This window comes from Stenotrophomonas sp. C-A (genome assembly GCF_054030835.1).
Genome location: NZ_CM132916.1, coordinates 1,675,028 through 1,695,873, shown reverse-complemented (window position 1 = coordinate 1,695,873; position 20,846 = coordinate 1,675,028). Strand labels below are relative to the sequence as shown.

Annotated in this window: 28 protein-coding genes and 4 tRNA genes; 17 read left to right on the top strand and 15 right to left on the bottom strand. The window is 64.5% G+C overall.

Annotated elements, in window-relative coordinates:
• Positions 1-64 precede the first annotated feature (64 nt).
• Together ACW5IY_RS08070 and ACW5IY_RS08065 are read right to left on the bottom strand one after the other, a co-directional pair.
• Positions 65-2,479, bottom strand: a complete 2,415-nt coding sequence (locus ACW5IY_RS08070; RefSeq protein ID WP_457327136.1) for a DUF5906 domain-containing protein — start codon at positions 2,477-2,479, stop codon at positions 65-67.
• A 414-nt stretch (positions 2,480-2,893) separates the two neighbouring features.
• Positions 2,894-3,325: a hypothetical protein gene (locus ACW5IY_RS08065; RefSeq protein WP_457327135.1), complete on the bottom strand. Its 432-nt coding sequence runs from the start codon at positions 3,323-3,325 to the stop codon at positions 2,894-2,896.
• 164 nt (positions 3,326-3,489) lie between these two features.
• Between ACW5IY_RS08065 and ACW5IY_RS08060 the strand changes: the two genes are divergently transcribed.
• Positions 3,490-3,735, top strand: a complete 246-nt coding sequence (locus ACW5IY_RS08060; RefSeq protein WP_197578050.1) for a hypothetical protein — start codon at positions 3,490-3,492, stop codon at positions 3,733-3,735.
• Positions 3,736-3,742: 7 nt separating this feature from the next.
• On the opposite strand, the gene ACW5IY_RS08055 is transcribed toward ACW5IY_RS08060, so the two are convergent.
• Complete coding sequence (locus ACW5IY_RS08055) at positions 3,743-4,069, bottom strand: hypothetical protein (RefSeq protein ID WP_329767271.1); 327 nt, start codon at positions 4,067-4,069, stop codon at positions 3,743-3,745.
• A 77-nt stretch (positions 4,070-4,146) separates the two neighbouring features.
• Here ACW5IY_RS08055 and ACW5IY_RS08050 point away from each other — a divergent pair, with 77 nt between their 5' ends.
• Positions 4,147-4,680 carry a hypothetical protein gene (locus ACW5IY_RS08050; protein WP_057500290.1) on the top strand — a complete coding sequence of 178 codons (534 nt, stop codon included), beginning with the start codon at positions 4,147-4,149 and terminating at the stop codon, positions 4,678-4,680.
• 316 nt (positions 4,681-4,996) lie between these two features.
• Here ACW5IY_RS08050 and ACW5IY_RS08045 read toward each other — a convergent pair whose 3' ends face one another.
• A complete protein-coding gene (locus ACW5IY_RS08045) occupies positions 4,997-5,290 on the bottom strand; it encodes a hypothetical protein (RefSeq protein WP_057500288.1) in 294 nt (97 codons plus the stop codon).
• A gap of 281 nt (positions 5,291-5,571) precedes the next feature.
• Between ACW5IY_RS08045 and ACW5IY_RS08040 the strand changes: the two genes are divergently transcribed.
• From ACW5IY_RS08040 to ACW5IY_RS07990, 11 genes are read left to right on the top strand one after another with little or no spacing between them, the layout of a single operon-like run.
• Positions 5,572-5,796: a hypothetical protein gene (locus ACW5IY_RS08040; RefSeq protein WP_014646649.1), complete on the top strand. Its 225-nt coding sequence runs from the start codon at positions 5,572-5,574 to the stop codon at positions 5,794-5,796.
• Complete coding sequence (locus tag ACW5IY_RS08035; RefSeq protein WP_457327133.1) at positions 5,793-6,041, top strand: hypothetical protein; 249 nt, start codon at positions 5,793-5,795, stop codon at positions 6,039-6,041. Before ACW5IY_RS08040 ends, ACW5IY_RS08035 begins: the two co-directional genes overlap by 4 nt.
• Entirely contained in the window at positions 6,038-6,187 is a 150-nt protein-coding gene (locus ACW5IY_RS08030; RefSeq protein ID WP_197586030.1) for a hypothetical protein, read from the top strand. The genes ACW5IY_RS08035 and ACW5IY_RS08030 overlap by 4 nt, the downstream gene beginning before the upstream one ends.
• A gap of 2 nt (positions 6,188-6,189) precedes the next feature.
• Positions 6,190-6,510, top strand: a complete 321-nt coding sequence (locus tag ACW5IY_RS08025; RefSeq protein WP_457327130.1) for a hypothetical protein — start codon at positions 6,190-6,192, stop codon at positions 6,508-6,510.
• Positions 6,511-6,525: 15 nt separating this feature from the next.
• Positions 6,526-6,798 (top strand): hypothetical protein, encoded by a 273-nt coding sequence (locus tag ACW5IY_RS08020; protein ID WP_049417593.1) that lies wholly within the window; start codon positions 6,526-6,528, stop codon positions 6,796-6,798.
• A complete protein-coding gene (locus ACW5IY_RS08015; protein WP_231521998.1) occupies positions 6,795-7,121 on the top strand; it encodes a hypothetical protein in 327 nt (108 codons plus the stop codon). Before ACW5IY_RS08020 ends, ACW5IY_RS08015 begins: the two co-directional genes overlap by 4 nt.
• Positions 7,118-7,357: a hypothetical protein gene (locus ACW5IY_RS08010; protein WP_457327129.1), complete on the top strand. Its 240-nt coding sequence runs from the start codon at positions 7,118-7,120 to the stop codon at positions 7,355-7,357. Before ACW5IY_RS08015 ends, ACW5IY_RS08010 begins: the two co-directional genes overlap by 4 nt.
• On the top strand, positions 7,354-7,842 hold the full coding sequence (locus tag ACW5IY_RS08005) for a hypothetical protein (RefSeq protein ID WP_457327128.1): 489 nt from the start codon (positions 7,354-7,356) through the stop codon (positions 7,840-7,842). Before ACW5IY_RS08010 ends, ACW5IY_RS08005 begins: the two co-directional genes overlap by 4 nt.
• Before the next feature lie 7 nt (positions 7,843-7,849).
• Positions 7,850-8,242 (top strand): hypothetical protein, encoded by a 393-nt coding sequence (locus tag ACW5IY_RS08000; protein WP_457327127.1) that lies wholly within the window; start codon positions 7,850-7,852, stop codon positions 8,240-8,242.
• Complete coding sequence (locus ACW5IY_RS07995; protein ID WP_457327126.1) at positions 8,239-8,937, top strand: hypothetical protein; 699 nt, start codon at positions 8,239-8,241, stop codon at positions 8,935-8,937. The genes ACW5IY_RS08000 and ACW5IY_RS07995 overlap by 4 nt, the downstream gene beginning before the upstream one ends.
• On the top strand, positions 8,930-10,966 hold the full coding sequence (locus ACW5IY_RS07990) for a DNA cytosine methyltransferase (RefSeq protein WP_457327125.1): 2,037 nt from the start codon (positions 8,930-8,932) through the stop codon (positions 10,964-10,966). Before ACW5IY_RS07995 ends, ACW5IY_RS07990 begins: the two co-directional genes overlap by 8 nt.
• 8 nt (positions 10,967-10,974) lie before the next feature.
• Here ACW5IY_RS07990 and ACW5IY_RS07985 read toward each other — a convergent pair whose 3' ends face one another.
• Positions 10,975-11,583, bottom strand: coding sequence for a hypothetical protein (locus tag ACW5IY_RS07985; RefSeq protein ID WP_457327124.1), 609 nt, complete (start codon positions 11,581-11,583; stop codon positions 10,975-10,977).
• Between the two features lie 53 nt (positions 11,584-11,636).
• Between ACW5IY_RS07985 and ACW5IY_RS07980 the strand changes: the two genes are divergently transcribed.
• Positions 11,637-12,002, top strand: coding sequence for a hypothetical protein (locus tag ACW5IY_RS07980; protein WP_457327123.1), 366 nt, complete (start codon positions 11,637-11,639; stop codon positions 12,000-12,002).
• Here ACW5IY_RS07980 and ACW5IY_RS07975 read toward each other — a convergent pair.
• The 4 genes from ACW5IY_RS07975 to ACW5IY_RS07960 all read right to left on the bottom strand — a co-directional run bounded on the left by ACW5IY_RS07975 (position 11,990) and on the right by ACW5IY_RS07960 (position 13,700).
• A complete protein-coding gene (locus ACW5IY_RS07975) occupies positions 11,990-13,105 on the bottom strand; it encodes a tyrosine-type recombinase/integrase (protein WP_197588950.1) in 1,116 nt (371 codons plus the stop codon). The genes ACW5IY_RS07980 and ACW5IY_RS07975 overlap by 13 nt on opposite strands.
• Before the next feature lie 161 nt (positions 13,106-13,266).
• Positions 13,267-13,340 (bottom strand) — tRNA-Cys (locus ACW5IY_RS07970).
• A gap of 66 nt (positions 13,341-13,406) precedes the next feature.
• A tRNA-Gly gene (locus tag ACW5IY_RS07965) sits at positions 13,407-13,482 on the bottom strand.
• 142 nt (positions 13,483-13,624) lie between these two features.
• Positions 13,625-13,700 (bottom strand) — tRNA-Gly (locus ACW5IY_RS07960).
• Positions 13,701-13,830: 130 nt separating this feature from the next.
• Between ACW5IY_RS07960 and ACW5IY_RS07955 the strand changes: the two genes are divergently transcribed.
• Together ACW5IY_RS07955 and ACW5IY_RS07950 are read left to right on the top strand one after the other, a co-directional pair.
• Positions 13,831-14,232, top strand: coding sequence for a hypothetical protein (locus tag ACW5IY_RS07955; protein ID WP_049436572.1), 402 nt, complete (start codon positions 13,831-13,833; stop codon positions 14,230-14,232).
• Positions 14,225-14,653, top strand: coding sequence for a hypothetical protein (locus ACW5IY_RS07950; protein WP_049436571.1), 429 nt, complete (start codon positions 14,225-14,227; stop codon positions 14,651-14,653). Before ACW5IY_RS07955 ends, ACW5IY_RS07950 begins: the two co-directional genes overlap by 8 nt.
• A gap of 22 nt (positions 14,654-14,675) precedes the next feature.
• Here ACW5IY_RS07950 and ACW5IY_RS07945 read toward each other — a convergent pair whose 3' ends face one another.
• Genes ACW5IY_RS07945 through ACW5IY_RS07930 form a run of 4 tightly spaced genes read right to left on the bottom strand, consistent with a single transcriptional unit; the run spans position 14,676 to position 18,931 of the window.
• Positions 14,676-15,596, bottom strand: coding sequence for an HlyD family efflux transporter periplasmic adaptor subunit (locus tag ACW5IY_RS07945; protein ID WP_049436570.1), 921 nt, complete (start codon positions 15,594-15,596; stop codon positions 14,676-14,678).
• Positions 15,593-16,321, bottom strand: coding sequence for an ABC transporter ATP-binding protein (locus tag ACW5IY_RS07940; RefSeq protein WP_049436569.1), 729 nt, complete (start codon positions 16,319-16,321; stop codon positions 15,593-15,595). The genes ACW5IY_RS07945 and ACW5IY_RS07940 overlap by 4 nt, the downstream gene beginning before the upstream one ends.
• A 10-nt stretch (positions 16,322-16,331) precedes the next feature.
• On the bottom strand, positions 16,332-17,471 hold the full coding sequence (locus ACW5IY_RS07935) for an ABC transporter permease (protein ID WP_049436568.1): 1,140 nt from the start codon (positions 17,469-17,471) through the stop codon (positions 16,332-16,334).
• Entirely contained in the window at positions 17,468-18,931 is a 1,464-nt protein-coding gene (locus ACW5IY_RS07930) for an efflux transporter outer membrane subunit (RefSeq protein ID WP_049436567.1), read from the bottom strand. The genes ACW5IY_RS07935 and ACW5IY_RS07930 overlap by 4 nt, the downstream gene beginning before the upstream one ends.
• 190 nt (positions 18,932-19,121) lie before the next feature.
• Here ACW5IY_RS07930 and ACW5IY_RS07925 point away from each other — a divergent pair, with 190 nt between their 5' ends.
• Entirely contained in the window at positions 19,122-19,469 is a 348-nt protein-coding gene (locus ACW5IY_RS07925) for a hypothetical protein (RefSeq protein ID WP_053091864.1), read from the top strand.
• Positions 19,470-19,536: 67 nt separating this feature from the next.
• Here the strand turns inward: ACW5IY_RS07925 and ACW5IY_RS07920 are convergent.
• A tRNA-Gly gene (locus tag ACW5IY_RS07920) sits at positions 19,537-19,612 on the bottom strand.
• Between the two features lie 115 nt (positions 19,613-19,727).
• Entirely contained in the window at positions 19,728-20,834 is a 1,107-nt protein-coding gene (locus ACW5IY_RS07915) for an NAD(P)/FAD-dependent oxidoreductase (protein ID WP_049436566.1), read from the bottom strand.
• Positions 20,835-20,846: the final 12 nt, after the last annotated feature.

Below are 20,846 nucleotides of genomic sequence, written 5' to 3'. Positions count from 1 at the left end.
CATTTCAATGCCCGCACATCTGCCCGCACGTCCCGCACACACCGCACATTGATGGATGTAGTGATCACGCACGCCCCTTGTAGTCGGAGAACATGCGACGGAAGGACACGACCTGGTCTCCCAGCCATGCTGCCTCTGTCTTCCCGTCAGGCACGGTGCAGTTGCCGAGCATCAGGAAGCCGTGAGGTCCGTTCACGCTCTGCTCGATCTGGTAGCGCTTGCGCGCCCGATCGGGATGGGTGATCTGGCGCTTGCGCACCAGCGCGTTGATGAACTTTGGTGACGGCGCCGGGCGCGGCAGGCCCTCTCGCGCACACCAGGCCTTATAGACCTCGTACCACTCCTTCGAGAGCGCAGGCATGGGCTTGAGCCCGGGGATGTCGTCGCCGTAAAGCTCATCCAAGAACCGCTGCGGGCTATCCTGGCTAAGGCCAATCAGCTCCTCTTTCGCCTGGGTCATCGGCGGGTTGGTGCCATTGGTGAAGCCGGTCAGATCTACCTGCAGCAAATAGTGGTGCAGCGCCGCCGTAGCGCCATTGCGGATATCGGCCAGCACCTCGGTGTAGAACTCTTGACTGAGCTTGTCCGGCGTCCAGATCACTGCGTGGCGCCTGTCATCCTCCTCCAGCACGACAGGCATCGCCTCGTTGGAGAGGAACACCAGGTTGGCGTGGTTGTCTTCCTCGTAGGCCTGAATGTTCTTCGGGTTGATACGAATGCGGTCACCCGTGATCAGCGCCTTCAGCTTGTTCTTGAGGTGGTACACCTCGGTGCGTGCGACCACTTCGTCGGCCAGCAGGAACAGCTTGCGGCTGGCCCAGTCATTGAACTTGTCTTCCAGCGCCGCCTGGTCCAACACGCGCCCATAGTCACCGTAGAGCTTCATGTACTCATCGAAGAACATGTTCTTGCCGGTGCCCTGCGGACCATGAATGACGATGGTCGATTTCATCTTGGCGCCAGGATGCTGCAGCGGGTAAGCAAGCCACTTGACCACCCAGTCGTACAGCGCCTTCTGGTTGGCCTCGTTGCCGCACATGTGCCAGAGCAGCTGCAGCAGCCGGTCGCAGTTGCCCTCTTGCGGTACGGTCGGCCAACCGGCAAAGAGGTTGCATGTCACCCCTGGCTTCTCGCACGAGGGGTCGAAGTCAACTTCGCGTACCCGCACGATGGACCGATCCGAATGCTCCATCCACGCCCGGTGCAATTCCTTGCGCACGCAGGCATCGCGCATGTCGCCCAGTGCGACCAACATGTGTTCTTTGTGGTCGAACACCGTGCCGCCCTGCCCATAGACCAGGGCGAAGCGCTCAAGCAACTCGTTCAGCGAGTGGATCGGTGCCAGGCGATCATTCCCCTCGCCCCCGTTGCTGGTGATGGAAGGCGCGCGTTTTTCTGCTGGCACCCGCCAGGACAGCTCCGTGAGACGGGCCTCGACCTGCGCCCGCACGACATGCAGGCCCTCTTGGGCGTGCAGATCGTTGAAGTCGCTGATCTTGGGGCCGCTGTCGATGAAGCGCTCACGCCTGCCCGACTCATCGGCGAAGACCGGATGCAGCACCGCTCCACCCACGTCCAGCGCTGCGGCCTCGGCACCAAGCAGACCTGCATTCGATGCGCCATGAGGCTGCGCGCAGGAGGGGCAGAACTGCGGATGGTCGGCAAGGACGAGGCGGCTCTTGCAGTGTCGGCACTTCTGCAGCACGTCGTCATCGGCGCACAGCAGCATCTTGATGCCGCGATAACGCTTCGCCAGTGCCGAGGCGACGGCCAGCATGTTGCCGGCGTCGAACGCTACTGCCACCGGGTAGCCCGTCGCCATGTGCAACGTGGCCGCAGTGGCATAGCCCTCGGCCACCAGCAAGATCCACTGGGGACTTCCGCCGATCAGGTGGAAGTGGCCCTTCTTGACCATGCCTGCCGGCCAGTACTCCTTGGCCGGCTTGCGTCCTGCCGCCGCCAGCTTCGCGCTGCGCAACACCTGTAGGCCGTGCACCTGCCCGTTGACGTCCAGCAGCGGAACAAGTGCGGCACCCGTCGTGCCATAGCGCAGGCCGAAACCCTGCACGCCCTTGCTGACCAGGTAATCAGCCTCGCCAACTGCATTGGCCTTGGCCCAGGCGGACGACGCCCGCTCTGCAGCCCGCTTCGCTTGGGTCTGACGGGCAGATTCCGCACGGCGGCGGTCCTCGGCCAGCCGATTGCGCAGCGCTTCGCGCTGTTCATCGGAGAAGGTCTTGTCGCGCTTGCGCAGATCGACCTTCGTTGCGCCGTTCTCGTTGCCGTGCCAGACGCCGTATGTGCCGACGACCAGCACTTCGCCAGCCGAGGTGTTCAGTTCGTGGAGCGCGTACCAGCCGCGGCGCTCGCGTGAGCCCTCGACGCGACAACGGACCATGCGTCCGGTGGTGTCCAGTTCGGTGATCAGCAGGCCAGCGGACTGCAGCTGCTGCAGCACATCCCCATAGTTCTCAGACATTCAGTAGTTTCCCGAGCCGCTATCTACCCAGGAAATGCGCGTCTGAATACCCGCGTTCGTCAGGTCCAGGGAGGACCCAACGCTGGTATCGAGAATCGCTCTCAATGCCAGGGCGGATTCAGTAGCGCGGCCAGCACGCGGCCTTTCACAAGCCACCCGGGGGGATGGGGCCGAATCAATGCTTGCGTGGTACATCAGGGTTCCCCAAAGGCAGGCAGTGCTGCCGGTTGTCTTGCTGCTCTTGTCGCTGGCGGATGCGCTCGCGCTCTGCCAATGCCTCATCGCCTATCAGTCCCGGCACCGCGTCAGTTAGCGCGAGTGCTGCGAGTTCCATGGCATGCCGCGCAGAAGCGCTGGCCTGACCACGCCGTCGATACTTGGATCGATGGGCGCGGTGAACTGCCACGTCAGTCCTCAGCCCCCCTGCTGACCAGCAGCGCGGCACGCATTCCGCTCCAGCCTGAAGCAGAGCGTGCGCACTTCGCGGGACAGGTCCTGGATGCGATCAGCCTCTGGAATGCTCAGCCGTCGGTCGGCCAGTGCATCAATGCCCGCCCCAGCCAGTTGGCCTGTCAGTTTGTGCAGTTCGAGGAGCTTGCTCTGGATCGCCGCCAGCTCGTCAGGCCAACCGCCGACAGGTGGCGCTGGCACGTAATCCACCATCAAGCCGAACTGTCCAGCCAATGAGCACACCCAGTCGGTTGCCATTGCCTGCGTACCCACGAATCGCTGTAGGTACTCGGTGAGGATCTCGGCCATCTCCATGGAGACAGACTCGCCCTCGATTCCACGCAACTTCTTCCGCAGCGTCTCTGTAGTAATGGACTTTCCGCGACGCTTGCTCACGTGTGCAGCAGCGTCTTGCACACCACCTGGTGCGCAGGAAACTGCATTGTTTAGGGCGTCCCGCCAATGCAGATCAGAGCGAAGGCAAGTCATGCGCCCTCCCCCTGAAATGCCGAGCATTTCATCGTTCCATGCCGGCCGGTGCCGCCCTCAAAATTCCGGCTATGCCAGAGATCATCAGCTTCCCTCAGCGCATGCGCTTTCAGGCCATTCGATCCTTTGACGTTCGCACCGGGACAGGCGGCGTTGTTGCGGTCTTGTGGGCGCCCTTGCACTCCGAACGCCAGAAGGAGAATCATCGCCAGAAGCATCAAAACCACCCCGCCCTTGCGGAGCTGCTGCCGAATGAGGTGCAGGCGGTAATGCTGGTGCCCGCGAACCCAACCGAAGCGAGCTATGGCGATGCTTAGGGCAGGATCACGGGCTGGCATTAACGCCCCCCGCCGATCCGATGACTCTTTTGAAATAGCCCACGATTGCGCCGTCAGAATCACGCTCCCAGCGGACACCCGGGATCAGTTCTTCGGCGGTAACCTTTCCTCCGAGGGTATCGGCGCGCAGCGCTGCGTCCTGGTTCTCGGCCATGGCCGAAGCAACCGCCCGCTCAATGGCGATCGCCACCTCCTCGGTCACACCATTCTTGCGCCAGTGATAGACGTAGCCCGTGGCGGGCTTGCCGGTAACCCGACGAGCCAGCTCACTTTGGGTGCCACAGATCGCAATAGCCCGTTGCAGAGGGGTCATGGAATGCCCGGTCACAAGAATTCTTGCGGTAAATTAGCGCAATCTTTCTTGCGAATCAACAGTGCAAGATTGCTTGCATGTTGATAGGTGAAATCACACGGGGCCTGATGGAGGCCCACGGGCTTGGTGTGGAGGCTCTTGCAGCCCGTGTCCGCGCAGCGGGCGCACCCAACGTGAAGTACCAGCACATCCAGCAACTGCTGGACACTCCAACCCGCCGCCCCCGGTACATCCCGGAGTTGGCGCGCGCGTTCGGCATGTCTGTTGAGCAGTTCCTGACCTGGGACAAGGGCGAGCCGCTCAGTGCCCTCTCAGCACCCCGTTCTGCACAATCTCAACCAGTGCAACTCGACGCCCCTACGCTTGCCGCGTCGTACCAACTTGTCCGCCTAGCCTGCCTTGCGCTCGGGTCTTCATTCGATCCAGAGGACGCGAGTGACGCCTCGATTGTCATCTTGGCTCACAACTACCTGGCCGCCCGTCAGGAGAAGGCAGTTACGCCAGACAACGTGGTCGACTTCACCGCACACCTGCGGAAGCGCCAGATTTCAAAGGGGGTTGATCATGAAGGAAGCGGCAGCACTGGAAGCTCTCGCGCAGGCACTCGCTAGCAAAGTTCGGCAGCAGGCACGGCCGCCCGACCTAAGGTGCCCACGACAGTGCCACGCGACAGCGTCAAATGACGCCATCGCCTTCGCGTACATCCGCAGGATTCGCCTGCTATGTGAAGCCTTCCAGCTGAGCTGGCTAGTCGACCAGCACCTGGTTCTGAGGCAACGCCTAACCGACCTTACAGCGCAAGAGCTTGGTGCGTTGCTCTGCGAGATGGAAGAAGCAAGGGAAGCCATCATGGAGGGCTTCCCGCTTGAGCAGACTGGGCTCATCAAGAACATGGCTGAAGTGCTGCCGAACCCTTGACGGGGACAGTTACGGGCTATGCCCGCCACGTTCCCGGATGAAGTCCTGTAGCGTCTGCGGCTCACGGTCATCTTTGGACGTGGCCACGCCTGCCACGTCCCCTGCCTCAATTCCCTGGTCCCGCAACCCCTGCCTAGCCAGCAGCCGATTGTTCCTGCGTTGCTCCTCGATAAGCACCCGCAGTAGCGGCTTGATGCCGAACACGGCAAAAGGCATGAGCAATCCCATAACCACCAATGCCAGCACGGCTAAGGCAACCAGCCAGACGCCCAGAGCACCCAGTGTGCTGAAGAAGACTTCCATACAGCTCCCCTCCCTCCATAGACGGCCTGAAGGTTAGCATTCGAGCGCGCATTCAGCTGCGGCGAGGACAGCCTCCTGGCCGGCACAAATCCACTCCAATCGCATCGACGCAAGTTTTCTTGTTGACGAGAACGCAAGTTTATTTGTAGAGTCCGCCCTGCCAGCTGTGCAGCTGGCGGGCGACCGGCGGGTCGCCACCCTACTGGCCCCTCCCCTAGCCGGTTGCAGCCGCCCCCTCGGCCCCTGACCCGCCGGCGCCCTCCTTCGAACAGGAGCGCGCCATGTCTCATCGCTACGCCGATCCAAGCCCCTGCCTGCTGCCGTTGTTGGCCGTGAAGGCCCTGCGGGCCGTGGCAGCACGCGATCACAGCACCGCCCGAACCCTGTGGGTTCGCAGCAAGGGCGAACACAACCGCAACCAGCTGCGCCGCTCCCGGCGCATGGGCGTCGCCAGCCTCCGCCTGGAAGCCTGCTCGCGGGACATGTCTGCGGAGGTGCGGGCATGAGCGCCCTTGCAGCGAAGAACCACCACCTGTGGTGCTTCAACTGTGATGAGAACAGCCCGGGCGCCGCGTCTGCGGACGACTGCGAGGATCTCGCAGGGCGCGAGGGCTGGGTGCTTGGGATCGATATCGATGGAGGCGGCGGAGCGCAGTACGCGTGCGCCGACTGCGCCGACCTTCTGGATGAAGCACATCCGGTCAAAAGCCTACGAGCAATGCGTCAAGAGACCAGCGGCGGTGCTGCATGAGCCGGCGCCTCCGCCTCGCTTGGGCCGCCGTGGTGCTGGTAGCCGCCGTTGTCGTACCGCTGCGCATCGCCGAGATCCACCAGGCGCACAGCGACCGTGATGCGGCCAAGGCGCGCTGGGCGCTCAGCACCTCGGTGAGGGGCTGACCATGCGCCAGACCGCTCGCCCGCTCCCCGACTCAGTACCGCTGTGCGGCCCCGGCCATCGACCGCAGATCGTCGTGACCGCAGGCGCCCCGACCGGCCATCGCCTGGGCGCGCCCTGCCCTCCGCTGCTGCACATCGAATGCCATCGGTGTGGCCTCGCCACCCGTCCGGTACCGATGGAAAAGGCCGCGTTGGCTGAGCTGCGCTGGACGGATCCGAGTCTTGCCCACCTGCGCATCCCGATCTCCCTGCTCGCCCGCCATCGCGGCGAGGTGCTGGCCGAGATCGCCGCAGCGTCCCCCTCCACGCCCATCGCCGCCTGACCAGGAGAACTGCCCATGGCCGCTCCACTGAAGCCGAAGGAAAAAGCCGCGTTGCTCGCTGCGCATGGCGCTTCGGACCACACACTCCACCGTACCGCCAACGGATTTGCGCCCCGCAACCGACCGGAGAAGCTGTTCACGCGCCGCGTCATGAACTGGCTGGATGAGCGCGTGCTGATCAGGTACGACGACCCGCAGCTGCCGCGCAAGGCGACCCTGACCGATCTCGGCCTCGCTGCCGCAGAGGCCGAGATCGCCAAGGCACGCGACCTGGCGCTCACGGCATGAGCGCGCAGCCAACACTGCCCGTCGAGCAGCCGTTCGCCACAGGCCACCAGGGTGAGTCGCTCGTGCTGATGGTGTGCCAAGGCTGGGTGTGGGCGGGCCTCTACACCGCCGCGCCGCGCGAGTCGCTCCTGAAGGTCGCCGCCAGCGCCAGCCGGAGCGTGGGGGTATCGCACCACTCGCTCACCCTCGGCGGCGTCACGTTTTCCCTCAACCGACTGGCCGCACAGGCCGCGCACCGCTGGCTCGACCGCCAGGGCGTGCGCGTTCGGTCGATCTCCCCCATCAACCGCGCTACGCGCCGCACGCGAGGAATCCCCGCATGAGCCGTTCTGTTGTGATCTACGGGCCGCACCTGTGCGGCACAAATGCCAACGCGCAGGAGCTGCGCGAACACTTCGGCCTGCAGGCCGTGATTGAAGACTGGGATGGGCACAGCAGCTATCCGCTGGATAACACGCTGGTACTGACTGAGAACCCCGATGCCGTCGCCGACAGCTCGTCCAAAGTGATGCATCACGGCTGGGCGATGCGCGAACTGCTCGCGGAGACCCGCGCATGAGCGCACGCCCGCAACAGATCGGCCGGGCCGCCGAAGTGCGCAAGGTCCTGTCCATGTTCCCGCAAGGCGCTACGGTCGAACAGATCAAGACCGCTGGCCGCATCAACAGCACCCACCAGGCCATCGGCTACACGCTGAAGGGGTTGGCACGCAGCGGCCAGGCAGTCTGCCACCGCTCCGGCGTGCGCGGGATCTGGCGCTTGTCCAGCCACACCCAACATGCGATCGCACCGCTGCGTGCGGTACCCGTGCGGGAGCGCCCGACATGCGTGGTAGGTCCGCTCACCGGCGTCAGTGACGCGGCGACCACGATTCGACACAGGGAACTCGACCGGCAGCAGTTGGCCGACGACCTGGACGCATTCCTCGCAGCGGGCGGGCACATCGAGGTGCTTGGGCACACCCCACTTCGCCCGCTGATGAGCCGTCACGCCGCCAACCATGGCAGCTATGCGGAGCGCGTGGCAGCCCATGAAATCGACTGAGGCAACCATGAAAAGCGAATCGCACGCAGCTGCCGTAACGGAGCCCGGCAGGCCCGGCAGTAGCTATTCCGACGGCCCGGCTTGGCATGCATTCGGCGTCAGCCGCGCCGCGTACCACGTAGTGCCGCGACGCACCCTGCAGTCGATGCCGGTCGAGTGGCAGGCGCGCTTTGTCGCGCTGATGCAGGAGGCACGTCAGGCGCTGCCTGATGAAGCGTTCCCTGAGTACCAGGTGATTCGACTCAAGGACGGCAAGTACGCCAACGACCCCAACTGCCGGTACCGCCGCACGCCTCCGTTTCCCTGTCGCCCCGCCGACGAAGCGCATGCCGTCTGCAATGCACCGCTCGCCGGCGCCTTCGTCAACACCCACACCCAATTCGATCAGGCACGCCGATGACCGAGAAACTCACCACTCTCCCCACGAACTGCCCCGTCCTGCGCGACGCATTCGAAACGATCAGCGCGATTGCGGTCGAGGCCGTGTGGCTGCCGAACCAGGCGAAGGCTATCACGGTCACCCAGGCGCAGACCGCGTTGCGTGACCTGCATCATCGCCTTCCCCGGCAGCAGGATCTGCGCGTGTTCGAAGCCCCCGTAGCCGCGTATGTCTCGACGCTGCGTAGCAGCCTGCAGGACGGCGACACGCCGCTCTGCGATACCACCCGTGCCCGGCTGGCGCAGGCGACTGAATTGCTGGAGCTGGTCAGGAATCAGACCCGTACCGTGGTCGATCCGGCCGACCCGTGGCGGGGCCTGTACCACCCCAATCGCCTCCCGGCGCGCAACGCCGACGGAGAGATCCCGTGCCATCCAGATGTGCCGATGTGGGCTGACGGTCGCGAGGTGTCGCTGCGGCCGTTGTTCCTCGCACAGGGATTCGACCTACAGGTGACGTTTGGCGACTTCACCGAAGAAGCCGTGGAGACCGGCGACCACCGTTACTGGGACGAGATGCGCGAGTGGCAGCCCATTGGCCCTGGCGCAGATTGGCGCCTGGTGTGGCTGGGTGATACCGAAGATGGCCCGGCTGCATGGTTCGTGCGACCGCTTGCTGCCGAGGCGATCATCGCGTGGGAGGCAGCACATGGCTGACGGCTCCCGCTCGTTCAACTTTCCCCCGCCACAGCGCTCTCGCCTGCGCCCAGGCGAAATCGTAGTCGACCTGTTCGCCGGCGGCGGCGGAGCCAGCGAGGGCCTCAAGCAGGCCCTCGGCGTAGATCCCGCTCTAGCCTACAACCACGACAAATTGGCCATCGGCATGCACGCCGCGAACCATCCTCTCACCCTGCACCACCGCGAGGATATCTGGCACGCAGACCCACGCGTGGACGTGGCAGGCCGCCCCATCGGCTGGTTCCATGCCTCTCCGGACTGCACCCACTTCAGCCAAGCCAAGGGCGGCCAGCCGCGAAGCAGGAAGACCCGCGCCCTGTCGTGGGTGGTGCTGAAGTGGGTTGGCCAGCTGCGGCGTGCTGATCGCCTGCACGGCACCAACACTGCGCCGCGCATCATCTCCATGGAGAACGTCTGGCAGATCCTGACCTGGGGTCCGCTGGTGGCGAAGCGCTGCTGCAAGACTGGCCGGGTGGTCACCCTAGACATGGTCCAAGCCATGCATCCGGAGTCGGGAAAGCCGATGTTCCGGCGTGGTAAGCCGGTCATGGTCAACCGAGTTGCCGACAAGGGCGAGCGGCTGCCCGTTGAGCGCCAGGCTCTCGTCCCCGACAAGCGATACAGCGGCCGCACCTGGCGACAGTTCGTCGCGGCACTGCGGGCGCTGGGCTACGCGGTCGAGTGGCGCAAGTTGGTGGCGAGCGACTACGGCGCCGGCACCAGCCGCGAACGTCTGTTCCTGCTGGGCCGTCGCGACGGCGAGGCAATCGCGTGGCCGAAGCCGAGCCACGGCTCCGCTCGGGGGCAGAAGCCGCGCGTGACCGCCGCAGACTGTCTCGACTTCAGCGATCTCGGCCGTTCCATCTTCGGGCGCAAGAAGGACTTGGCAGACGCGACAATGCGCCGCATCGCCAAGGGCGTAAAGCGCCATTTGATCGATTCGGCCAACCCGTTCATCGTGCCGGTCACGCATCAGGGTGGCGAGCGCGTGCACAGCGTCCATGATCCACTGCGCACCATTGCCGCCGCCAACCGCGGCGAGCTGATGCTGGCCATGCCGGGGCTGGCACCTTTCATCGGCGAGCATGCGAACACCAGCAATCAGCGCACCATGCCTGCTGACGAGCCGCTGCGCACCGTCTGCGCCGGCGTGAAGGGGGGGCACTTCTCCATGGTGGCCCCGATTCTCGCCGGGGTTGGTGGCCGCGCCGGACAGTCGGAACCGCGATCTGGTGCCGATCCCCTGTACACGATGACCACCGAGGCCGATACGGCACTGATCGCCCCGGTGTTGGTCCAGACCGGCTATGGCGAGCGTGAAGGACAGGCGCCGCGCGCACTCGATCTGCAGCAACCGCTTGGCACGGTCGTTGCCGGAGGGGTTAAGCATGCAGTTGCTGCCCCTTCGCTGGTGACCTTGCGGAGGAACATGGTCGGTGCCAATGTGCGCTCGCCGCTCACAACGGTTGCCGCCCAGGCCGAACACCATGCACTGGCAACAGCCTTCCTTGAACAAGCCAACGGCGGGTTCTACCAGGGCGACGGCAACGATGCCCGCGACCCAGTCAGCACCATCACGGCCAGTGGCAGCCAACAGCGGCTGGTCAGCGCAGATCTGGCTCAACTGTCGCCCGAGCAGGAGGCGGGCGCACTTCGCGTGGCTGCTTTCCTGATCAAGTACTACGGCACAGGGACCAACGCTCCCAGCCTCACCGCCCCCGTGGACACGATCACCACCAAGGACCGGTTGGCCCTGGTCACGGTGGTCGTCCAAGGCACTCCCTACGTCATCGTGGATATCCGGCTGCGCATGCTCAAGCCGCATGAGCTATTCCGTGCTCAAGGCTTCCCCGCAACCTACATCATCGACCGCACCGCAGACGGCAGCGTGCTGAACACCACATCACAGGTGCGCATGTGCGGCAACAGCGTCAGCCCTCCCCCACTGCGCGCCTTGGCCGAGGCCAATCTGGACTGCAGCCCGGCTGACATGGCGGTTGCAGCATGATCGGCGACCTAGCGGAACCGCTTGAGAATCGACGTACGCCCGATCGCGGTCGAGCAACCCTTGGTCGCATGATCCAGCACGGCAAGTCCGTCGCCCAAATTGCGATTCATCGCGACGCAGAACTTGATCCATACCTCGTCTTCCACGCTACTCCTGTCATATTGAAGCAGCCCGGCCAATTTCGATATGTAGCTGACGAAGTACAAAGACCGAGAAACATCCGCGGCAAGAAGAGTACCTACGTCAGGATATTTGCTCAGATCGACTTCAAGAGCGCGGGCGGAAGCAAGGTTTTCCACAAGCGCCTCTGCGGCCTTGGCAAGCCCGGCATCACTCCTGAGAGCCATGCGTTCATCAGCCGACTCCGTCGAGGGCGCGGCGAACGAGTACGCAGAACTGAAGTTCCTAATTGCTGCTTGTGCAGATTCAAGCTGCGTGACGTGAGCGGCAGCAAAAATCGCACTCACACGTCGACTCGCAAAGAAGCGTTTAACAGCGGGAACAGAGAGCGCTGTCACAACACCCGCCACAGTGCCGATGCTGGCCCATGCGTCCCAATTTACTACGCAGGTTTTTCCAAGCCACCAGCACTCACTTATCCCGTCAGAAAAGCTCATTTCAGAAATCCCCCTGATTGTTGGGATGAAGTTTGCCACGAGTCTGTAGGCCAATGAGAAACTTTCCGATTGAAAACACCTCTAAGCAATTTAAAGACGAGATCTCTGACACACTGGGTATTGAGGGCGCGGCACGAATGCTGCGGCTCGGGCTGGAAGCGATGAAGGAGCTTGTGGATAAGGGAGAGGTGCCGGCCGTGAGACTGAATCAAAAGCACACCGTCATGCTCAGAGAGGATCTGATCGACTTCCTGCGTTCGGAGGGCCGCCGCCAGGCAGCCGAGCGCAAGAAGTCGGCCATTGGAACCCGTCCGGCAGCCAACACGCCCGGGTCAGTGCCGATCAGACGTCCAAGCAGATCCCGTCGCACCAAGCTCCCCGACCTCCGCGCGTATGAGCAGGCCGATCACCAAAGCTGATCGGCCAAGTCAGAAGCACGCAGGTTGGCATACCTTTTCAGCTGACGCGGATCGCGATGCCCAGTGATGCTCGCAATCTTGATGTCCGTCAGTGTGGTTTTTTCGTACAGTCGGCTCGTTGCTTCGTGACGCAGATCATGGAAGCCGAGATCCGCGCATCCGGCCGCAACAAAGATGCGCTCGAACTGGCGCGACAGCTTGCTCGATACTCGCCGAAGGGCTAGCGGGCTACGCTCGCCCTCCCAGAAGGGAAACAACCGGCCGCCGAAGTCACCCTGGTACGCAGCGAGCTTAGCTAGCAGTACCGAGGTCATGGGTACCTGGCGCTTGCTTCCGTTCTTTGTTTTATCCAAGAAGATCGTCCGCCGCGCCACATCAAGCTGGCTGCGCTCTAGCGTATAGATCTCCCGCATGCGCATGGCCGTTTCCAGCGCCATGTCGAACATCAGTATCAACGCCTCCCGCTGCGGCAGATCGAGCGGCCGCTGCCGCCCCGGCGGCTTCGCGCCGGCCAGGATCTCGCGGATGCGTTCTTCTTCACCAGGCTCCAGACGGCGATCACGCTCCTGGTCAGTTTTCGCTTCCCCGTCGATGCGCTTCACAGCTACCTTGTCGTCGGCCGTGTACGTCGAATAGCCCCGGGGCAGAAGCCGCAGTGGATTCATTGGCAGCGCGCCATGCGCAGCCAGCCAGTCCAAGGCGCGCGACAGGGCACCCACGTAGTGCCGAATGGTCGACGGCGCGAGGTTTTGCTCCCGCTTCATGGTGGTGACCCACTCGGTCGCCCACGTAAAAGTCAGCTGCGGCAAGGCGATGCCGATTGGCAGCCGTGAGAGCAGGACGGGCAGCAGCTGCTCGTCATCGACCGAAATGTGCTGCGCGCTCCGATACTCGCTGACCTGGCTGCGTAGATCCTTCGCGGCTGCCTTGGTATTTGCCAGCTCCTCCGGTACCACCCCACGGTCGAGCAGCGCCTCGAGGCGGCGCACGTACTCGTCGCCCTCCGCCTCCGAAGCAAAGCTCAGGTAGACAGGCTGGGGCAGCAGTCCCGCCCGCTTGATCGTGTACTGCCAGGAGTCGCCCCGGCGTCGCTTGGTTGCCATCCCTGCTCAAACTCACGTAAACGCACTCGGCACATGTTAACGCGAGTTTGCCACCCGGAAACGGGTGGCAGACCGATGATTTCAGGGCCGAATCAGGGGATTCTGGCTTGCGCCCCCTAACGTCAGGCAAAGAAAAAGCCCTGATAAATCAGGGCTTTATTTGGAGGCCTCAAGCGGAATCGAACCGCTGTAAACGGATTTGCAATCCGGTGCATAGCCACTCTGCCATGAGGCCAACGTACTGCGCGCCAGGAACGGAGCCCTGACAAGACAAAACCCCAAGATGGGGCCTGTCGGAACATGGAGCGGGAAACGAGACTCGAACTCGCGACCTCAACCTTGGCAAGGTTGCGCTCTACCAACTGAGCTATTCCCGCGTAAGCCGACATGCTACCGGAAATCCGGAAAACACACCAGCGATTTCACTTTTCTGACTGCGCGTAAAGCCTTGTGGCCCAACGTGCCCCGCCTTGCCGTGGCGGGAGAAAAACAAGGCCCCTACCGGGGCCCTGTAGAATCTGGAGCGGGAAACGAGACTCGAACTCGCGACCTCAACCTTGGCAAGGTTGCGCTCTACCAACTGAGCTATTCCCGCAGATTCCGTTCGACCTGCGTCGAAGGAGCGCTATTGTGTCCAAATTCCTTCACGCCGTCAACAGCCTTCACACCATGCGGTCACGGGCGTCCGCGCTGGGGTACGCTGCCCCGCCCGGCCCCGTTCGCCCATGCTCCTTCGCGGCACGCCCCTGTTGATCGCCCTGCTGCTGCATCTGCTGGTGGCCCTGCTGTACTGGGCACTGATACCGCTGGGAATGAACGGGTATCGCGACCATTTCGGCTTTACCTCACATCGTGACATCGGCCTGGGCATCGCCCAGTTTTATCTGTTCTGGATGTTCATTGGCGCGCAGCCGCTGATCGCGGTGTTGCGGCCGCTGTTCGCCAGGCTGTTGGTGCTGGCGATCCCCTTGGCGTTCGCGACCTGGACACTGATGCACAACCACCCGCTGCGCCTGCTGTACTTCACCATCGGGCCCGGCCTGCTGGCACTGGCCGCGATCGTCACATCCGCATGGTATGCATCACGCAGCCGCCTGCCCGCCACCACGGACACCGCCGATGCCTAGACGCTACATCCGCCTGTTCTGGTTGCTGGTCGCGTTGACCTGGCTGGCGCTGATCGCGGCCTTGGTCAACGCCGGTTTCACCCCGGACTACTGGCTGCTGCACCACCTGGAAGGCGCCGAGTCGCCCTACCCGACCAGCACTGTCATCGTGTTCGCGTTGCTGGGCACGGTCGAACTGGTGGTGGCCGCCTTGATCGTGCGGCCGTGGAGACTGAAACGCCTGTGGCTGCGCCTGCTGATCGCCTTTGCCCTGCTGGTGCTGTGGTCGGTGCCGTGGATGCTGTCGGCGATGCACCAGCCGCCGGTACAAGGCATGCACCTGCTGTGGCTGCTGCTGTTGGACGTGGGCCTGCTGCTGGCGCTGTGCGGGGTGTCGGCGGTGAGCGCGTGGCGGACACTCAGGCATCGAAAGGGCCCATAGACGCCCCCCCCCAACGCCAGGCCTACTTCAGGAACTCCACCCGCACGTGCTGGCCGAAGCGCGCCTTGGCTTGCCCGTCGAACTCCAGTACGCACTCCACCACCTTGGCCACGCCACGCCCTGCATCTTCAGGCAGGCGTGCCTGCGCGAACACCGGGCTGATGCGCACCACGCGCGCGGATGGCAGCGTGCCGGTGTTCTCGGCGCCATCGCTGTCCGGCACCACGGTGGCCTGCATGCCCACCTGCACGGCATCGGCATAGGCGGCGCTGAGTTCGGCACGCACCTGCAGCGGGCGCGCCGGCAACAACGAGATCGCCGGCTTGCCCGCCTGCACGAAGGCGCCAAGGCCCGGCACCTGGCCGACCACGGTGCCGGCTTCCGGTGCGCTCAACGACATCTGCTGCAGTTTAAGCCTGGCGTGTTCCAGCTTGTGCTGGGCCATGTCGACCTGCGCACCGGCCACGTCGACATCGGCGCGCACACCAGCCAGCTGCTGCTTGGCCGCATCGGCCTGCTGGTTGGACGACACGCCTTCGCTGGCGCCGGTGGACAGGCGGGTGGCATTGCGCTCCAGTTCGCGCAGCTGCGCCTGGCTGCCCTTCAGGCGGTCATTGGCCAGGGCCAGGTCGGCGGTGGCCATTGCGACTTCCTGCTGCAACAGGGCGCCATCCAGCGACAGCAACAGCTGCCCCTTTTTCACCACGGCGCCTTCCTTCACCGGCGCAGCGGTGATCGAGCCATCCACCGGCGGCGCCAGTGCGATCAGCCCGCCTTCGACGTCGATGATGCCGCGCGCCACCGCGACCTTGCCGGCGGCGGCAGCATCAGTCTTGCCCGAAGGCGCCGGTGCAGCCGCGGGCGCTTCCTTGGAACAGGCACCGAGCAGCAATGCCGCCGACAGGGCCAGGCAGAGGGGAAGCAGGTGCAACGTCTTGGTCATGGGGCGGACTCTACAGTTTCGTTCTGGCGGCGGTCATCACGGACCATGCCGTCTTCCATGGCGATCACCCGATCGGCATGCCGGATCAGGCGCGGATCGTGGCTCACGCACAGCACGGTGGCGCCATGCGCACGTGCGTAGCGATGCAGGATGTCGATCACGCGTTGGCCGTTCTCGGCATCCAGCGCGCTGGTGGGTTCATCGGCGAAGATCAGCGTCGGCGACTTGGCAAACGCGCGCGCAACGGCAACGCGCTGCTTCTCACCACCGGACAGCTGCGCCGGTCGCATGTGGCTGCGATGGCTGAGGCCGACTTCTTCCAGCGCACGGCGCGCCAGCGGTTCGCTTTCACGATTGCTCATGCCGCGATAGCCCAGTGGCAGCTGCACCTGCTCCAGCGCGGTCAGTGCCGGGAACAGGTTGAAGCCCTGGAACACGAACCCGACATGGTGCAGGCGGAAACGCTCCACTTCGCTGCGGCTCATGTGGCCCACATCCTGGCCGAGTGCATGCACGCGACCACCATCGGGTGCGGACAAGCCGGACAGCAGCGACAACAGCGTGCTCTTGCCGCACCCCGACGGGCCCGATACCAGGGTCAGCTCCTCCGGGTAGATGTCCAGCGACAGGCCGCGCAGCACCGGCACCTGCACGTCGCCGGACATGAAGCCCTTTTCAAGTGCGTCGGCCCGCAGAGTCGGGGCGACGGCGCGTAAGGAAGTCATCGGCCGGCCCTCAACGCAGCAGCAACGATGGATCGGAGCGAACGACACTGCGTACCGCCATGATGCTGGAGAGCATGGCCATCACCGCGACCAGCGCTACGCAGCCGAGGATCACCATTGGCGTCAACTGCACCGGAACGCGCTGGGTCTGCGCGATCAACAGCACCACCGTACTGAAGGCCGCCGCCAGCAACATGCCGACTCCGCCGATCAGCAACGCCTGCTCGAACACCACCCGTGCCAGCGCGTAGCGGCCGGCACCGAGTGCATTGAGCGTGGCGTACTCGCGCACCGACCCGGCCACCACCGACGCGAACGACTGGTTGGTGATCACCGCGCCAACGAAGCAGACGATGACGGCCATGAACAACACTGCGATACCTGCGCCGGTATCGAACAGCCAGTACTGCTGCGAGCGGCTGGCAAATTCCGGTGCGGTCCAGAACTCGACCGGTGTGGCCTGGCCCATCGACGCTGCAAGGCGGTCACGCACGCGGTCGGCCAGCTCCGGCGAGCGCAGGCCCGCCACGAAATAGGTGCTGCCCTCGTGCGGATCAGTACCGGCGATGGCGCGCGCGGTATCCAGCGAGGCCAGCACGTTGACGCCACCCAGGCCACGCAGTCCCGGCTGCGCGGCAACCACACGCACGGCCTTGCCGTTGATCCAGGCGCGGTTGTTCTGCAGATCCACGCCCAGCGTATCCAGGTCGGCGCTGTCGACGATCACGGCACCCGGTTCGCGCAGCTGTGCACGCACATCGGTCGGCAGGATGCGCGCGAACATCATGGCGTCGTCACGGGTGGAAATGCCGGACAGGTACACCGACACATTGCCGGTACCCTGCGCGCTGGAACGCCACTCGCCATCCACCCACTCGTAGGGTTCGACGCGGGTGACATCCGGATCCATGCGCAGGTGGCTTTCAACATCCGCGCTGATCGCATGCCCGTAGTTGACGCTCTGGGTGCCGGGGAACCCGGCCCAGATATCGGCCGAAGATGCCTTCACGTAGATCGCGGCAGTCCCGAAGATGCCCAGCACCAGTGCGGCCTGCACGATCAGCAGCACACCGGCGAAACACATCGCCAGCACTACCGGCAGGAACCGGCGCCACTCATAGGCCAGGGTCTTTCGGGCCAGCGCGATCATTGCTGTTCGCCCTCACCCTCGACCGGCAGCGGTGCACCGCCAAGAGCACGGTACAGCGACGCAAAGGCCAGCACACGTGCGCCCTGCGCGCCGATCAGGTCGGCCTGCGAGGCTAGCGCGGCACGCTGCGTGTCCAGCCCATCGAACTCGCTGGACAAACCCAGCTGTACCTGCCGCGCCTGGCGCTTGACCTGCTGGCCAGCGGCATCATTGGCCGCACGCAGCGACTGGATGCTGCTGTCCTGGCGCGCCAGGCTGCCCAGCGCACCTTCCACTTCGCTCACGCCTTCCAGCACCGCCTTGCGGTAGCCGAGCAATGCGGCGTCCAGCTGCTTCTCATCGGCCTGGAAACGCGCGCGGCGTTGACCCCAGTCCCACAGCGGAATATCGACGTACGGGCCGATCGACGGACTGGAATCGGAATTGGAGCGGGCGTTCTGGGTAAGGTTGTAGGCATACAGGATGGAGCCGCCAAGGCTGACCCGCGGATACATCGCGGCGCGCGCCGAACCCTTGCTGGCCGCAGCCTGCATCACCTCCGACTCGGCCAGCAGGATCTGCGGACGATGGCGCAGCAGATCCGCGGGAACCTGCTGCAGCGAGAACGTGCCCAGCTTTGGCGGCGTGCGATACGCGCGCCAGGCCGGATCCGCGCCGTCACGGCCCAGCAGCAATGCCAGCGCGCGGGCCGCGTTGTCGGCGTTTTCCCGAGCCTGTGCGATGGCGGCGCGGGTGGCGGCCTGGCGTGCACGCAGGCGGTCCAGCTCGCCGGGCTCATCCAGGCGCAGGCGCTGGCGGACCAGGGCCAGTTGTTCACCGCGGTCATCCACGGTCTGCTGCCGGGCCAGCAGGTCCTGCTGGGCCTGTGCCACGGTCAGGTCCAGATAGCTGCGCACCACGTCGGCAATCACCGCCACCTGTGCGGCATTGCGCAGCGCCTCGGCGTTGCCGGCCGAGGCCTGCGCGCTCAGCTGCGCGCTTTCGGCGGCGCCGAACAGGCCCAGGTCCCAGATCGCTTCGATGCCGGCATGGAAGTAGGTATCGACTGCGGCGGCGTCCTGCACCTGCTTGGCGCTGGCCGAGATTTCCGGCAGGAAACGCGAGTCGGAGGTGCCGGCGACGATCCGCACGGCCTGCAGCCGCAACGTGGCCTGCTGCAGGTCGAGGTTGCCGGCGATGGCCTGGTCCACCAGTCCGTCCAGCGCCGGGTCGGCCAGCACCTTCCACCACTGCCTGGCGTCCACCGCCACACCCTGCCCCTGCGGCACCTGGGTCCAGGCGCTGGGTGTGCGATCAGGCAGGTCCGGGACGGACACCGACATGCAACCTGCCAAGGCCAGGGTTGCCAACAACGCGCCGGGGCGCAGCACTGCCTGCAGGGAGAGTCCACGCCCTGTCTTGGGCACTGCCACTGAAGTGATACGCCTGACCACCAGCCCGCCAACGTGTAGAAGGAGCATGAAGGCTACCGTGCGATTGTGGAGCGAACATGGAGAAATCGTCCGAAAAAGGTCACAGCACGCGTGCGGTTCAGGCAACGCCGACCCAGCCTTTCACCACGCTTTCAATGCGTTCCCGGCACGGAACACTGGACGACTTTCACGGCGTATTGCACATTGCGGCACTGCCTTGCTTCGATGCTGCCCGACCGTGAAACACCCTCGCCGCTGGCTGCTGATTGGCTCGATCACGACAGCGACTGTCGGTGTGATCGTGCTCGTCCTGACCACCCCACTGGTCTCGAACGCCCTGCTGCTTCTGATGGAGCGCAGCAACTTCATCCCCGGTGAATCCTCGATCCTCACCTTCGAGCCGTATGCCATCAACCAGGGCTCGTCGAACTACTGGTTGTACGGAAAGGATCGCACCTACTACTACCACTTCACCTACGAAGATGACGTTCCCTACGTCTACATTCCGCAGGACAACCGCTGCCCCGGTTTCGACCGGCAGAATGCGCGGACCTGGTGCAGTGCCCTGCCCGGCAAGGCACGCTAGCGCGTGGGTGGTGCAACCGGTGTGACAAACGAAAAACGCCCCCTTGCGGGAGCGTTTTTCTAGAATCTGGAGCGGGAAACGAGACTCGAACTCGCGACCTCAACCTTGGCAAGGTTGCGCTCTACCAACTGAGCTATTCCCGCAGATTTCGTTCGACCTGCGTCGAAGGAGCGCTATTGTGTCGATATTGCTGCACGGCGTCAACAGGAATTTCCACGTGAAGTGAAGGGCGGCGTTCAGGCCTCCAGGACCAATACCTCAGGTCCGCAGGCCACGGCGGTGGAAGTAGACCTGCTCGGCAATGCGCCGCGTGGCCGCCGTGTGCAGCAGCGCGTTGAGCGGCCAGTCGGCCTGCAGATGATCCATCGCCCAGCGCAGCAGGCGCTTTCCATGGAATGCCGGCGCCACCTGCCGCGCCACCCGTTCCGCTTCCGGCCCCTGCCCACGCAGATGGCGGGCCATCGCCTCGCCGACCGCCCAGCCATGCCGCCACGAGGAGTGGATGCCCCCGGCGGAGAGCGGCGAGACGATGCCCGCCGCGTCGCCGGTCAGGATCACGCGTTGGCCGGTAATCGGCCCATCCGGCCGGCCGCAGGGCACCAGGCCGGCGCGGGTGGCCGAGGGACGCGCCGAAGGCGGAATGCCGACCACATCGCGCACGTGGCCGAGGAAACCTTCAATATCCGGCGGCCGCACCTGTCGCGGATCATGACGCAGGGCCAGCCCGACCTGCAGGCCGGTTGGATTCTGCGCGACCCAGCCGATGTAACCCGGCGCGTAGCGCTTGTTGACGAAGCAGTGCAGCGCGTCGCCCTGCGTGACCTGCAGGCCGGCGAACTCACGTTCGACGCCGTAGAGGTTGTCACGCACCTGACCGAGCCCGGTGCGCTGTGCCACACGTGAGCGTGCGCCATCAGCGCCAACCAGATAGGCACATCGCCCTGCCCCATCCACCAGCCAGCCGTCACCATTGCGATGTGCATTGGTGAAGGACTGCTGCAGGCGCAGGTCGACACCGTTCGCGCGCAGCTCGCTGGCCAGCCAGCGCATCAGGTTCGGCGTATCGGTGGTGAGGAAGTAATAGCCGGGCGCGGCCAGCAACACGCTGCGCAGATTCGGCGCATACAGGCGCACGTTTGCAACGCGTTGCACGAGATGTTCGGGCATGCGCCCCAGCCAGGTCTGCTCCATCGCCTCTTTCACCACGATGCCGGTGGTGTGCAGGCGCTCGCCGGGGTCGGCCTTGCGTTCCAGCACGCAGACGCGCAGGCCGTACTGGGCAGCGGCCAATGCGCAGGCGGCACCGGCGAAGCTGGCGCCGACGATGACCACATCGTGGTCGTAGGCGGAGGGAGTGTGGGGCATTGCTGCATCGTC